General features: G+C 73.4%; 11 protein-coding genes. 6 read left to right on the top strand and 5 right to left on the bottom strand.

Annotation, left to right across the window (positions count from 1 at the left end; genetic code table 11):
* Positions 1-78: 78 nt before the first annotated feature.
* Positions 79-1,866 carry an ABC transporter ATP-binding protein gene (locus E1200_RS00350; protein WP_131949700.1) on the bottom strand — a complete coding sequence of 596 codons (1,788 nt, stop codon included), beginning with the start codon at positions 1,864-1,866 and terminating at the stop codon, positions 79-81.
* Entirely contained in the window at positions 1,863-3,242 is a 1,380-nt protein-coding gene (locus tag E1200_RS00345; protein WP_131949699.1) for an NDP-hexose 2,3-dehydratase family protein, read from the bottom strand. The genes E1200_RS00350 and E1200_RS00345 overlap by 4 nt, the downstream gene beginning before the upstream one ends.
* A 288-nt stretch (positions 3,243-3,530) precedes the next feature.
* Between E1200_RS00345 and E1200_RS00340 the strand changes: the two genes are divergently transcribed.
* From E1200_RS00340 to E1200_RS00325, 4 genes are all read left to right on the top strand, one after another.
* A complete protein-coding gene (locus E1200_RS00340) occupies positions 3,531-4,688 on the top strand; it encodes a nucleotide disphospho-sugar-binding domain-containing protein (protein WP_131949698.1) in 1,158 nt (385 codons plus the stop codon).
* Positions 4,689-4,862: 174 nt separating this feature from the next.
* Positions 4,863-5,474 carry a glyoxalase gene (locus tag E1200_RS00335; protein WP_131949697.1) on the top strand — a complete coding sequence of 204 codons (612 nt, stop codon included), beginning with the start codon at positions 4,863-4,865 and terminating at the stop codon, positions 5,472-5,474.
* Positions 5,475-5,619: 145 nt separating this feature from the next.
* Positions 5,620-6,606, top strand: coding sequence for a methyltransferase (locus E1200_RS00330; RefSeq protein WP_207932960.1), 987 nt, complete (start codon positions 5,620-5,622; stop codon positions 6,604-6,606).
* 119 nt (positions 6,607-6,725) lie between these two features.
* Positions 6,726-7,688, top strand: coding sequence for a Gfo/Idh/MocA family oxidoreductase (locus E1200_RS00325; RefSeq protein WP_243708262.1), 963 nt, complete (start codon positions 6,726-6,728; stop codon positions 7,686-7,688).
* Here E1200_RS00325 and E1200_RS00320 read toward each other — a convergent pair.
* A complete protein-coding gene (locus E1200_RS00320; RefSeq protein WP_131949695.1) occupies positions 7,678-8,898 on the bottom strand; it encodes a DegT/DnrJ/EryC1/StrS family aminotransferase in 1,221 nt (406 codons plus the stop codon). The two genes, E1200_RS00325 and E1200_RS00320, sit on opposite strands and share 11 nt — an antisense overlap.
* A gap of 26 nt (positions 8,899-8,924) precedes the next feature.
* Positions 8,925-9,653 carry an SDR family oxidoreductase gene (locus E1200_RS00315; protein WP_131949694.1) on the bottom strand — a complete coding sequence of 243 codons (729 nt, stop codon included), beginning with the start codon at positions 9,651-9,653 and terminating at the stop codon, positions 8,925-8,927.
* A gap of 180 nt (positions 9,654-9,833) precedes the next feature.
* On the opposite strand from E1200_RS00315, the gene E1200_RS35115 reads away from it, so the two are divergent.
* Both E1200_RS35115 and E1200_RS00305 read left to right on the top strand, forming a co-directional pair.
* Complete coding sequence (locus E1200_RS35115; RefSeq protein WP_131949693.1) at positions 9,834-11,318, top strand: FAD-dependent monooxygenase; 1,485 nt, start codon at positions 9,834-9,836, stop codon at positions 11,316-11,318.
* Between the two features lie 31 nt (positions 11,319-11,349).
* A complete protein-coding gene (locus E1200_RS00305) occupies positions 11,350-12,837 on the top strand; it encodes an FAD-dependent monooxygenase (protein ID WP_131949692.1) in 1,488 nt (495 codons plus the stop codon).
* Here the strand turns inward: E1200_RS00305 and E1200_RS00300 are convergent.
* Positions 12,814-13,605, bottom strand: a complete 792-nt coding sequence (locus E1200_RS00300) for an AraC family transcriptional regulator (RefSeq protein WP_131949691.1) — start codon at positions 13,603-13,605, stop codon at positions 12,814-12,816. The two genes, E1200_RS00305 and E1200_RS00300, sit on opposite strands and share 24 nt — an antisense overlap.
* Positions 13,606-13,670 lie beyond the last annotated feature (65 nt).

Raw genomic sequence — 13,670 nt, 5'->3', positions numbered from 1 at the left:
GACCGGAAACGGCGTCGCGGCCTTCGTCGGCTCCGGCCGGGCACGGCTGGCCGGCAGGGCCGGCCGGGCAGGGCCGCGTCAGGGGGTCCGGGCGGCGGGCTCGAAGATGTCGACGTCGCGCTCGACCAGCGCCGCGTAGCGGCCGCGGCGGCCGAGCAGCTCGGCGTGGGTGCCGCGCTCGACGATCTCGCCCGCGTCCAGCACGATGATCTCGTCGGCCTCCCGGATCGTGGACAGCCGGTGCGCGATCATGATCGTGGTGCGGCCCGCGCTCACCGCCTCGATGGCCTCCAGGACGGCCCGTTCGGTGTGCGTGTCGAGGGCGCTGGTGGCCTCGTCCAGCACGAGGATGCGCGGGTCGCGCAGCACGGCGCGGGCGATCGCGAGGCGCTGCTTCTCCCCGCCGGACAGCCGGTAGCCGCGCTCCCCGATCACGGCCTCGTAGCCGTGCGGCAGCGACATGATGTGGTCGTGGATCTGCGCGACCTCCGCGGCGGCGACGAGCTCCTCGTCGGTCGCGCCGGGCTTGGCGAAGCGCAGGTTCTCGGCGACCGTCGCGTGGAACAGGTGGATCTCCTGGGACACCACCCCGACCGTGGTGGCGAGCGTGGCGGCGGACATCCGTCGCACGTCCACCCCGTCGATCGTGACGCGCCCCGACGTCGCGTCGTACAGCCTGGGGATGAGGTAGCTGAGCGTGGTCTTGCCGGCCCCGGTCTCGCCGACGATCGCGAGGCTGTGCCCGGCGGGGACGGTCACGTCGATGCCGCTGAGCGTGGGCCGGTCGGCACCGGCGTAGGAGAAGGAGACGTCCCGCAGCCGCAGGTCCCCGCGCGGCGCCGCCGGGGCGACCGGGTGCGCCGGCTCGGGGATGTCGACCGGCAGGTCCAGGTACTCGAAGATGCGGTCGAACAGTTCGAGCGACGCCTGCATCTCGACCCCGACGTCCAGGAGCTGGACCATCGGGCGGAACAGGTTCAGCTGCAGGGTGGTGAACGCCACGACCGTGCCGATGGAGATCGTCGAGCCGGGGCCCGCGAGCCCGGCCGCCCAGTAGGTCAGGGCCGGCATCGAGGACATGACGATCTGGATCCACGACTGGCTCCAGCGTCCCGCCATGCTGGACCGGACCTCCAGGTCGGCCACCTTGCCCGATTCGGCCGCGAAGGTGTCGTTCAGCGACCGTGAGCGGCCCATCGTGTGGCTGAGCAGGATGCCGCTCACCGACAGCGACTCCTGGACGATCGAGGAGACCGCCGCGAGCTGCCGCTGCCGGTCGCGGGTGATGCGGCGGCGCTCGGTCCCGATGCGGCGGCTGAGCCAGCCGAAGAACGGCATCATTGCGAGCGACGCGAGGGCGAGGCGCCAGTCGAGGACGAGCATGGCGGCCACCGTGGCGATCACCGTGGTCAGGTTGGACACCAGCGTGGTCGCGGTGGTCGTCACGGTGGCCTGCATGCCGCCGATGTCGTTGGCGATGCGCGACTGCACCTCGCCGGTGCGGGTCCGGGTGAAGAACGCCAGCGACATGCGCTGCAGGTGCCGGTAGACGGCGGTGCGCAGGTCGTGCATGACGCGCTGGCCGACCTTGGTGGAGATGTAGCTCTGCAGGACGCCGAACACGCTGTTGGCGACCGACACGACGATCATGCCGATCGCCAGCACCGTCAGCAGGCCCGTCCGCCCCTCGGGCAGGGCCACGTCCACGACCTCCCGGATCAGGAACGGGTTGACCAGGGAGACGAGCGACGAGGCGACCACGAGGGCGCCCACGGACAGCAGGTTCAGCCGGTACGGCCGGAACAGTCCGAGGACGCGCCGCAGCGGCACGCGGGCCAGCGGGGTTCCGGTCTCTGGGGAGCTCAAACAGGGCCTCCGGCCGGGTGCGTGTTGAGGACGGCCAGCAGGGTCCGGGCCTGCACGTTGACGTAGTGGCTGTGCCGGGCCAGCCGGTTCAGCTGCCCCGGGGTGACCCACTGGTAGCCGGGCGGGGCCGCGGCGGGGGTCGTCGACTCGTCGGTCTCGGCGATCAGGTAGCGGCTCTCGGCGTCGCGGAACCGGCCGCCCTCCTCCGAGTGGACCGCCGCGTAGCGGATGCGGGCGGGCGGCATGCCGAGCATCAGGTCGAGGAACGGCGGCCGCTCCGCCGGAGGCAGGTGGGCGTAGTTCTCCGGCGTGTACTGCACGGTCGGCCCGAGCTCGGCGGTGTCGAGGAACCCGCCTTCGACGCGGGCGTGCACGAGGACGTGCGGGACGCCGCCGAACCTGCGGTACGCGAACCCGACGATGCCGCGGCCGGCGGGCTCGAAGAGGGGCTGGGTCCAGCTGGACACCTCGCGGGCGGAGCCCTCGACCGCGACGGCGACCACCCGGAAGAACCTGCCGTCCGCGCGGTGGACGGAGTCGGCGTCGCGGTGCCAGCCGGTCGCCTCGCGCAGGGGGATGCGGCGGGCGTCGACGTCCCGGCGGGCCCGCTCTCCGGTGAACCAGGACAGCAGGCCGTCGTCCGGCGTCAGCGCGGTCCGCTCGGGATGCGTCATCGGCGCGCTGCCCAGCACGGTGCGCGCGTCCATGTTCACCAGGTTGTCCTCGTGCAGCAGCGCGCCGAGCTGGCCGAGGGTGAGCCAGCGGAAGTCGTCGTGGTCCGGCACGTCCCCGGCCGCTTCGACGATCATGTTGCGGTTGCGCTTGCGGTGGAACCACGAGCCGTGCTCGGACTGGAGCACGTCGGTGAGCACTTGGTCGGGGTCGGGACGGAGGAAGTGCTCCAGGTAGCGGACCGTCGCCCCGCCGTGCGCCTTGGTGTAGTTGCTCCGGGTGGCCTGCACGGTCGGGGAGAGCTGCACCAGGTTCGGGTTCCCGGGCTCCATCTTGGCCTGCATCAGGAAATGGAGGACTCCGCCGAACTCCTTGGCCAGGATTCCGAGGATGCCGATCTCCGGTTGCACGATGATGGGCTGCCGCCACTCCCCGTCCGGCCGGGTGACGTGCAGGCCCTCGACCGAGAAGAACCGCCCGCTGCGGTGCCGCAGGTCGCCGGTGCCGGCCTCGAACGACCAGCCGTCGAGCTCCGCGAAGGGGATGCGCCGTACCCGGGCAGCGTGCGCCCGCCTGCGGGAGCCGAGCCAGGCGGGCACGTCGCCGGTGACCATGCCGGCGCCCTCCGCGGCGGCGGCGGAGCGGGCCAGCCGGTCAGCGGTCGCCGCACCAGAGCGCGGCCTCAGCAGCAGCCCTGCGGTCATGGCGGATCACCGTTCCTCCTCGGTTCGGGCACCGGCACCAATCATTGGAGTCGCGATGGCGGGTCCGGCCGGGCCGGTTCAGGTTAACGAGACGGGCCGTTTCCGGGCACATTTCATAATGCGCCATGGCGCGCACAGTGGTCGCGGACGTTCGACTGCCGACATGCGCGGTTGAACGCGCCGGGGAAAGGACGAATTCCGTGACGCGACCTTTATGGCGACGGCCGGGGGCTCCCGCATAATCGGACGGGCCACGAGCAGGCCGCTACCCGAGACTTGCGAGGTGCCATGAGGTTCTTGTTCACCCCGGTCGGCAGCCAGGTGACCGTCTACGCCGTCGCGCCGCTCGCCACGGCCGTGCGGAACGCGGGGCACGAGGTCCTCCTGGCCGCCAACGAGCCGCTCATGGAGTTCGCGGCCGCCACGCAGATCCCGGCGGTCTCGATCATGCCTGAGCCGACCCGGCACTTCGTGATGAACGGCCCCGCGCGGAACGCCGCACAGGATCCCGACGATCTGCGGGAGGAGATGCTCGGCACGGGCCGGGGCTTCGCCCGGATGGCGGCCGCCGCGCTCGGCCCGCTGCAGGAGCTGGCCGGCGACTGGCCTCCCGACCTGGTCGTCGGCGGCTCGATGAGCTTCGCGGCGGGGCTGCTCGCCACCCGGCTCAAGGTGCCCTACGTCCGGCACTCCGAGTACCTCGGCGTCCCCACGCGGGAGGTCGACCCGGGCGCCGAGGAGGGGCTCCGGCCCGAGCTGGAGCGGCTGGGGCTGGCGGGGCTGCCGGATCCGGCGCTGTTCGTCGAGGCGTGCCCGCCGTCCCTCCGGCCGCCGGACGCCCCGGACGGGTGGGCGATGCGCTGGATCCCGAGCAACCCGCAGCGCCGCCTGGAGCGGTGGATGTACACCCGTTCCCCCGGCCGCCGGCGCGTGCTGATCACCTCGGGCGGCCACTACCGCATGCTCTCCGCCGCCGCGCTGCGGCTCCTGGTGGCGGAGCTGGCCGCCGACGGCGCGGAGGTGCTCGTCGCGGCGCCCGGGAAGGCGGCCGGGGAGTTCCGCGCCGAGGCCGGCGGGGCCGGCGTCCGCGTCGGCTGGATGCCGCTGGACGCGGTGGCCCCGACCTGCGACCTCGTCGTGAACCACGGGGGCGCCACCACCGCCATGACGGCCCTGGCCGCGGGAGCGCCGCAGCTGATCCACCCGCCGAACACCCACACCAGGGCCATCGCGCGGGCGCTGACCGGTTACGGCGCCGCGCTGACGGTGCCGCCCGCACGGCACGCGTCCGACGCGGACGTGGCCGCGGCGTTCGCCGCCGGGTGCCGGGAGGTCCTGTCCGAGCCGCGGTACGCGCTGCGGGCGCGGGCCCTCGCGGCGGAGAACGCCGCGCTCGCGACGCCCGCCGAGGTGGTCCGCACGATGGAGGCGCTCGCCGCCGCATAGGCATTGTTGAACGCCATCCGATCCTTAAAAAGATCTCCAACTTTCGCGATACGGATGATCTCGCCTATGACCAGCACTTCCGCCGGAGACGATGCCGGGCCGCGGGACGCGAATCGCGCCGCCCGATCAGGATTGGAGAAGCACGGGCCGGTGAACGCACCTAGCATGGGCGGCATGGCTTCCGTCGAATTCGTCACTCTAGAGGTGGCCGACACAGCGGCCGCCGAGCGTTTCTACGCATCCGCCCTCGATATGGACAAATACCTGCGTCTGGAGGCGTCGGACGCGGCGACGAGCGGTTTCCGCGGGTTCACGATGTCGCTCATCGTGTCCCAGCCGGCCGACGCCGACGCCGTCGTCGACGCCTTTCTCAAGGCCGGCGCCACCTCGCTGAAGCCGGCCAAGAAGTCCCTCTGGGGCTACGGCGGCGTCGTCCAGGCCCCCGACGGGACCGTCTGGACCGTCGCGTCCCAGTCCAAGAAGGACTCCGGCCCCGCCTCCCGCGACATCGACGAGACCGTGCTCCAGCTCGGGGTCGAGGACGTGGCAGCGAGCAAGCATTTCTACGTCGACCAGGGCTTCGAGGTCGCCAAGAGCTACGGCCGCAAGTACGTCGAGTTCGCCACGCCCGAAAGCCCGCTCAAGCTCTCGCTCTACAAGCGCCGCGGCCTCGCGAAGGTCGCCGGGATCGACCCCGAGGGCAGCGGCTCGCACCGCATCCGGATCGGCGGCGACGCCGGGCCGTTCACCGACCCGGACGGCTTCGTCTGGGTGTCCGCCAAGTAGCGGCGGCCCCGTTCAACCGGCGAGCCCGCGCACTCGAACACGGGCCGTCCAGCACGGGCGGTCGAACACGGGCGGTCGAACACGGGCGGTCGAACACGGGCGGTCGAGCACGGGCTCGGCATCTCATGAGCCATGGAGGTGGCACGTGCCGGACAAGGTGGATCTCTGGGCGCTGAGCGACTTGGCGACCCCCTGGTGCCTGCGCGTGGCGGTGACCCTGGACGTCGCCGGGCACCTGGCCCGCGGCGTCACGCAGATCGGCGACCTGGCCCGGGAGGCGGGCTGCGACGCCGAGTCGCTGGCCCGCGTGCTGCGCCGCCTCGTGGACAAGGGCGTCTTCGAGGAGCCCGCCGAAGGGGAGTTCGCGCTCAACGAGGCGTCCCGCGCCCTGGTCGGCCCCGGCCCGGTGCGCGGCAACCTTGATCTCGACGGCTGGGGCGGCCGGGTCGCCGGCGTGTGGAGCGGCCTGCTGTCCACCGTCCGCACGGGCAGGCCGAGCTACCAGGAGGTCTTCGGACGCCCGTACTGGGAGGACCTGGACGCCGACCCCGGCCTCTCGGCCAGCTACGACGCGCAGATGAGCAACGGCGGCCGCGACGTCCCGGACCCGGCGGCCCTGGTCGGTGACGGCTGGGCGGACGTCCACCACGTCGTGGACGTCGGCGGCGGGGCCGGCGCGATGCTGGCCCAGACCCTGCAGGCCCATCCCCACGTGCGCGGCACGCTCGTGGACCTGCCCCGCACGGTGGCCCGCTCCGCCGAGATCTTCGCGGCCGCGGGCGTGGCGGACCGCGTCACCGTCAGCGGGCAGAGCTTCTTCGACCCGCTCCCCCGCGGCGCGGACGTCTACCTCCTCACGCGGCTGCTCCTGGACTGGCCCGACGAGGAGGCGGCCGCGCTGCTCGCCCGGTGCGCCGAGGCGGCGGCCCCGCACGGCCGCGTCGTCGTGGACGGCGGCGTCTCCCCCGGCGGAGCACCCCCCAGGGGCGGCCTGATGGTCATGATGCTGACCGGCGGGCGGACACGGAACCTCGACCAGTTCGCCGCGCTCGCGGCGAAGGCGGGCCTGGCGGTCACGGCGTCCGGGGACGCGCCGTCCGGCCGCTACATCGTCGAATGCCGTCCGGCCTGAACCGTCCGGCCTGAACCGTCCGGCCTGAACCGTCCGGCCTGAACCGTCCGGACGACGCCCGGCAGGCGCCCGCGACCCGACGACCGGAGGCGGCGATCCGCATGCGATCCGTGGTGCGCATGGGAGTCCTGGGGTGCGCGGACATCGCGCTACGCAAGGTCATGCCCGCGATGAAGGAGGCCGCGAACATCGAGCTGGCGGCCGTCGCGAGCCGCGATCCGGCCAAGGCGCCCGCCGTCGCCAGGCGGTTCGGCTGCGCCGCGGCCGACGGGTACGACGGCCTGCTCGAACGGGCCGACGTCGACGCGGTGTACATCCCGCTGCCGGCGGCCCTGCACGCGCACTGGACGGCCCGGGCGCTCGCCGCGGGCAAGCACGTCCTCGCGGAGAAGCCCCTCGCCTGCGACCACGCCACCGCCGTCGCGCTGGTCGACCAGGCGAGGACGGCCGGCCTGTGGCTGATGGAGAACTACATGTTCCTGCACCACGGCCAGCACCGGCGGGTCGGCGAACTCGTCGCCGAAGGACGGATCGGCGCGCTACGGGTGTTCACCGCGCGCTTCGGCATCCCCCCGCGGGACGCGTCGGACATCCGGTACAGCCGCGCGCTGGGCGGCGGCGCCCTGCTGGACGTGGGCGGCTACCCCATCCGCGCCGCGTCCCATTTCCTCGGCCCCGAGCTGGACGTCGTCGGCTCGGTGCTGCGCATGGACCCGGCCAGGGGGATCGACGTGGCCGGTCACGCCCTGCTGGCCGCGCCGTCGGGCACCACGGCCGAGCTGTCCTTCGGGTTCGAGCACGCCTACCGGTCCCGGTACTCGCTCTGGGGCGACCGGGGCCTGCTCTCGGTGGACCGCGCGTTCACCCCGCCGCCGGACCAGCGGCCGCTGATCCGGCTCGAATCCGCGGGAGGGACCGAGGAACCGCCCGTTCCGGCGGACCACCAGTTCCGGAACGTCACCGAGTACTTCGCCCGGTCGATCCTCCAGAACGCGGACTGCGCCCCGCACGCCGAGGCGATCACACGTCAGGCCGAACTGGTCGACAAGGTGCGCGCCAAGGCGAGACTCGTCAACGCCTGACGGAGACCTCGGGCACCGGATCCGCCGAGCGACGCTCGCGGTCGGTGACCTGCCGGCCGGAGGCGGTCGCGCACCGCACGATCTCGCAGATGCGGCGGACGTCCGCCGCGTCCACCGCCGGGCCGGTCGGCAGCGCGAGCACCTGCTCGGCCAGCCGCTCGGTGTGCGGCAGCTCGACCGGACGCTCCGAGCGGTACGGCTCGACCTGGTGGCAGGCGGGTGAGAAGTAGCGCTGCGCGACGACGTTCTCGGCCTTGAGCACCCGCATCAGCAGGTCGCGGTGGAGGCCCGCCCCCGCCTCGTCGATCCTGGCGATGACGTACTGGTGGTTGGAGGTCTCCGCCTCGTCGAAGGGGACGATCGAGATGCCGTCCACCCCGCGCAGCTCGGCCCGGTAGAGGGCGTGGTTCTCGCGGTTGTGCGGGACGACCTCGCCGAACGCCTCCAGCGAGGTCAGGCCCATCGCCGCGGCGGCCTCGGTCATCTTGGCGTTGGTTCCCGCGCGCTCGATGCGGCCGCCCGGCCCGGACCCGAAGGTGCGCAGCGACCGGAGGTGCCCCGCGAGGCCGTCGTCGTCGGTGACGACGGCGCCGCCCTCGAAGCTGTTCACCACCTTCGTCGCGTGGAAGCTGAACACCTCCGCGTCCCCGAACCCGCCGACGCGCCGGCCGCGGTAGGTGCAGCCGAGGGCGTGCGCCGCGTCGAAGAGCACCCGCAGGCCGTGCCTTGCCCCGATCTCCTCCAGCTCGGCGACGGGGGCGGGCCTCCCCCACAGGTGGACGCCGACCACGCCCGCGGTGCGGGGGGTCACCGCGGCCTCCGCCTCCCGGGGGTCGAGGCATCCGGTCGCGGGGTCGATGTCGCGGAACACGGGGGTGAGCCCCGCCATCCGGGCGGCGTGCGCGGTGGCCACGTAGGTCATCGAGGGCATGACGACCTCGCCGGACAGCCCCGCGGCCAGGTAGAGGAGCTGCAGCGCCGCGGTCGCGTTGCAGGTGGCAACGCAGTTGCGCACACCGGCCGTTTCCGCCACGCGGTCCTCGAACTCCCGGACCAGCGTCCCGTTGGTGAGCCACATATCGTCCAGCGCGCGGTTCAGCCGTTCCAGGAAACGCGACCGGTCGCCCGTACTGGGCCGGCCCACATAGAGCGGTTCCGGGAATGCGGCGGGCCCGCCGAAAAGGGCGAGGTCGTCGATTCCCCGTTTCACGCCCGGGCTCCTCCGGGCCGTCTCGGCTACCACGGGACGGTCCCGTTCTCCGCGAGGGAGGCCCCCGAGGGGCCGGAGTCGTCGAGCAGCGCCAGCCGGACCGCGATCGCCGCGCCCTCCGCGGGGGTCAGGTGCCCGCGGTGCTGGTTGAGGTCCGTGGCGACCGGCCCGGGGTTGGCGAGGTTGACCTTGACCGGTGTCCCCTCCAGCTCCTTGGCGTACAGCACCGTGAGGGCGTTCAGCGCCGTCTTCGAGGACTGGTAGGCGAGCATGCTGACGTTCGCGACCGGGGAATCCGGGTCGGTGCCGAGGGTCAGCGACCCGACGTGGCTGGACATGTTGACGATCCGCCCGGCCCCCGACCGGCGCAGCAGCGGCAGCATCGCGTTGGTGACGGACACGACGCCGAAGACGTTGGTCTCGTACACCTCCCGCAGGTCGCCGGCGGTCGCGGCGCTGGGCGGCCCGCTGAAGCCCCCGGCGATGCCGGCGTTGTTGACCAGGACGTCCAGGCGGCCGTGGCGCCGCTCGATCCACGCCGCCGCCTCGGTCGCGGAGACCGGGTCGGTGACGTCGATCAGCAGCGGCACGGCGGTGATGCCGCGGTCCGCCAGCGAGCCGGCCGCCGCCTTGCCGCGCACCTCGTCCCTGGCGCCGACGAGCACGGCGGCCCCCTGTTCGCCCAGCTGCCGCGCGATCTCGAATCCGATGCCCTTGTTGGCGCCCGTGATCAGCGCGATCCTTTCGGCAGACACGTCCGGAACCCCTTCCCATTTGCGGCGGTGACAGGCCCGAACGGCCACCCTTCCACGGCCCGGCGGGTCATTCCAGAGACGTTCAACCGCGTACCGGAGTCGCCATTTTGAAGGCGTACGCGGTGCGGCGTAACTTGACGAATCAATTCCTTTGCCACTTCCCGCGGAGGGTCCGGAGAAATGAGCAATGGCGTGATAGTCGCGGGCGCCGGTCCCGTCGGCCTGCTGCTGGCCGGCGAGCTGCGCCTGGGCGGGGTGGACGTCACCGTCCTCGACCGGCTGCCCGGCCCCACCGGGGAGTCCCGCGCGCTCGGCTTCAACCGGCGGGCCGCCGAGTCGCTGGACCAGCGCGGGCTGCTCTCCCGGCTCGGCGACTTCCGGTGGGGGCCGATGGGGCACTTCGGCGGCGTCCGGATCGACCTCGGCATGCTGGACGAGGACCACAGCGGCGTGCTCGGCCTGCCGCAGGCCAGGACCGAGGAGATGCTCGGGGCTCGGCTGGACGAGCTGGGCGTTCCGGTGCGGCGCGGCTGCGAGGTGACCGGCTTCCGCGAGTCACCGGACGGCGTCACGGTGACGTTCGACGGGCCGGGGGGCCGCGGGGAGGTCACCGGCGCGTACCTGGTCGGCTGCGACGGGCCGCGGAGCACCGTCCGTGCGCTCGCCGGCATCCCCGCCCCCGGCTGGGAGGCGACACGCGGGATGTACACCGCGGAGATCGCCGGGGTGGCGCTCCGGCCGCGTCCCATCGGCGAACGCCTTCCGGGCGGCGACATGGTGCTGTGCACCCCGCTGGGGGAAGGGCGCTACCGGATCGTCGTCCACGACAGGACCCTGCCGCCACGCCCGGATCCTCGTGCGCTGACGTTCGCGCAGGTCGCCGATTCGTGGGAGCGGCTCACGGGCGAGTCCGTGCGCCATGCGCGGCCGCTGTGGCTGTGGGCCTCCGACGACTCGGCCGGGCTCGCCGCGGAGTACCGGCGCGGCCGGGTGCTCCTGGCCGGCGACGCCGCGCACCCCATACCGCCGCTGGCCGCGTGGGGGCTCAGCGCGGGGCTCCTGGACGCGGTGAACCTCGGCTGGAAGCTCGCCGCGACGGTCACCGGCCGGGCGCCCGGCGGCCTGCTCGACACCTACCACGCCGAACGCCACCCGATCGGGCGGCAGCTCATGCGCAACGTCCAGGCCGCGACCATGCTCTACCTCGGCGACGACGATCTCGATCCCGTCCGCGAGGTGGTCGGCGAGCTCGCCGCGCACAAGGACGCGGCCGGGCACCTCGCCGGAATGATCAGCGGGCTGGGCATCCGCTACGACATGGGGGCCGGCGACCACCCGCTGCTCGGCAAGCGCATTCCGCCCGACCTGCGCCTCCCCCTGGCCGACGGAACCCGGCCCCGCATCGCCGGCCTGCTCCACACCGCCCGCGGCCTGCTCATCACCACCGAGGGCTCCTTCGCAGACCAGGCCCGCCCCTGGGCCGACCGCATCGACACCATCACCACGACACAGCCAGCCGCACCCGGGCTCGACACGGCCCTCATCCGCCCAGACGGCTACATCGCCTGGACCCGCCCCGGCACCCGCAACGACCTCGCCCACGCACTGAACGCCTGGTTCGGCACCGCCCGGACCATGGCCACCGCCCACGAGCCCGGCCGTTGAGCCGCGGCACCGAGCGAACAGGAGAGTGAGCATGGCAACGGACGTGGTCGTCGTCGGCGCGGGACCCGTCGGGCTGATGACGGCGTGCGAACTCCGCCTGGGCGGCGCGGACGTCGTCGTCTACGAGAGGCTGCCCGCCCCGCCGCGCGAGTCGCGCGGAGCCGGCTTCACCAGGCGCACCGCCGAGTGCTTCGATCAGCGGGGGCTGCTGGCCGGGCTGGGCGAGATGGAGTCCGCCGACGCCCATCTGGGCGGGGTGCGGATCGACCTCGGCATGTTCGAGGAGGACCACTCCGGCGTCCGGGGCGTCTCCCAGTACCGCACGGAGCGGATGCTGGAGGACTGGGCGGCCGAGCTCGGGGTGCCGGTGCGCCGGGGGTACGAGGTGACCGGCCTCGACGAGGCGCCGGACGGCGTGACGGTCTCCTTCGCCGGGCCGGCGGGCCGCGGTTCGGACACCGCCGCGTACCTGGTCGCCTGCGACGGGGGCCGGAGCACCGTCCGCAAGCTGACCGGGATCGCCTTTCCCGGCTCACCGCCCACGCGCGGTTTCTACACGGCGGACGTGACCGGGATCCAGACCCGCCGCCGGCGGATCGTCGAGGACCTCCCGGGCGGCAGCATGGTCCTGGCGATGGACCTGGAGAACGGCGTCACCCGGGTCGTCGTCCACGAGCGCGGTATGGCACCGCGCGACCGGGGCTCGCTCACCTACGCCGAGCTCGCCGACGCGTGGCAGCGGCTCACCGGGGAGTCCATCCACCACGGGCGGTGCCGCTGGCTGAGCTGCTTCACCGACGCGTCCCGGGTCGCCGGCGAGTACCGGCGCGGGCGGGTGTTCCTGGCGGGCGACGCGGCGCACGTGCAGCCGCCCGCCATGGCACAGGGGCTGAGCGTCGGCGTGCAGGACGCGGTGAACCTCGGCTGGAAGCTCGCCGCGACCGTCACCGGCCGGGCGCCCGGCGGCCTGCTCGACACCTACCAGGACGAGCGCCGCCCGATCGGGCGGCAACTGGCCCGCAACGCCGCGGCCGCGATCGAGCTGCGGCTCACCGGCCAGGAGATGGACCCGGTCCGCGACGTGCTAGGAGAGCTGGTGGCCTGCAAGGACGCGGCCGGGCACCTCGCGGGGATGCTCAGCGGGCTGGACATCCGGTACGACATGGGGCCCGGCGACCATCCGCTGCTCGGCAAGCGCATCCCACCCGGTCAGCGCCTCACCCTGGCCGACGGAACCCGGCCGCGCATCGCCGGCCTGCTCCACACCGCCCGCGGCCTGCTCATCACCACCGTCGGTTCCTTCGCAGACCAAGCGCGCCCCTATGCCGACCGCATCGACACCGTCACCACCGCACAGCCACTCGTCCCCGGCCTCGACACGGCCCTCGTCCGCCCAGACGGCTACATCGCCTGGACCCACCCCGGCACCCACGACGACCTCACCCACGCACTGAACCGATGGTTCGGCACCGCCCGGACCGCCGCGGCGAGCGGTTCAGACGGCCGCCTTCGGGTGTGAGCCGATCACGGGGCAGCCGCCTCCGGTGAGGGCGGGCGGCGGTTCCAGGTCGGGCAGGGCGAGCAGGACCGGCGGGTCCACCGGCCGCGGGCGGTGCAGGCGCACCGCGGCACTGGTCACCGCGTCCTCGGACACCGGCACCGCGTCGTTCCTGGCGACGAGCGAGTGCCGCCGGGACGACGGGTCGGGCCCCACCCCGTCCGCCTCCCCCACCGCGTGCAGGTACCAGGTGCCTTCGGGCACGTCCGCCAGGCGGTAGCACGCGGGCCGGCCGCTGGGCACGTCGACGACCATCCACGCGACCGGCGGATGCCGGAGGACCGGGGTCGGGAAGGCGCCCAGGAACACGCGCGCGTTCCCGCGGCCCTCCGGCAGGCCGATCGTCCCCGCGACCGCTCCGGTACCGGTGCGCCCGGCCGGGCGCGCACCGGGCGGCTCGAATCCGCCGGTCCGCGGCAGCCGGCGGAACCGGCCGGGCGGGAGCCCGACGCCGGCCGTGAAGCAGCTCGTGAACGAGCCCGGGCTGCCGTAGCCGACCGCGGACGCCACCTCGGTGACGCTCATCGCGGTGTCCCGGAGCAGGAGCCCGGCCCGGTGGATGCGGACCGCGGCGAGGAACCGGCCGGGGGTCGTTCCGGTCTCGTCCCGGAATCGGCGGGCGAAATGGAAGCGGCTGAGCCCTGCGCAGCTCGCCATCTCCGCGAGCGACAGCGGCTCGTTGTACCGTTCCCACATGCACTCGATCGCCTTTTCGACTGCTTTGTCCATACCCGCCACCGCCTCTCCACCGGCCGTCATGGTGCCCCTCCGGGATCGCACCCCGCTAGAGAAGC

This window comes from Actinomadura sp. GC306, assembly GCF_004348665.1.
In the GTDB taxonomy this organism is placed as follows: Bacteria; Actinomycetota; Actinomycetes; order Streptosporangiales; family Streptosporangiaceae; genus Spirillospora.
The sequence above is the reverse complement of the archived record's forward strand: the minus strand, read 5'-3'. Positions and strand labels throughout refer to the sequence as shown.

Excerpts from the sequence above, each read along its gene's own strand:
- E1200_RS35115 (WP_131949693.1), top strand. The coding sequence starts at position 9,834 with ATGAGCAATGGCGTGATAGTCGCGGGCGCCGGTCCCGTCGGCCTGCTG.
- E1200_RS00305 (WP_131949692.1), top strand. The coding sequence starts at position 11,350 with ATGGCAACGGACGTGGTCGTCGTCGGCGCGGGACCCGTCGGGCTGATG.
- E1200_RS00300 (WP_131949691.1), bottom strand. The coding sequence starts at position 13,605 with ATGGACAAAGCAGTCGAAAAGGCGATCGAGTGCATGTGGGAACGGTAC.
- E1200_RS00345 (WP_131949699.1), bottom strand. The coding sequence starts at position 3,242 with ATGACCGCAGGGCTGCTGCTGAGGCCGCGCTCTGGTGCGGCGACCGCT.
- E1200_RS00325 (WP_243708262.1), top strand. The coding sequence starts at position 6,726 with ATGGGAGTCCTGGGGTGCGCGGACATCGCGCTACGCAAGGTCATGCCC.
- E1200_RS00340 (WP_131949698.1), top strand. The coding sequence starts at position 3,531 with ATGAGGTTCTTGTTCACCCCGGTCGGCAGCCAGGTGACCGTCTACGCC.
- E1200_RS00335 (WP_131949697.1), top strand. The coding sequence starts at position 4,863 with ATGGCTTCCGTCGAATTCGTCACTCTAGAGGTGGCCGACACAGCGGCC.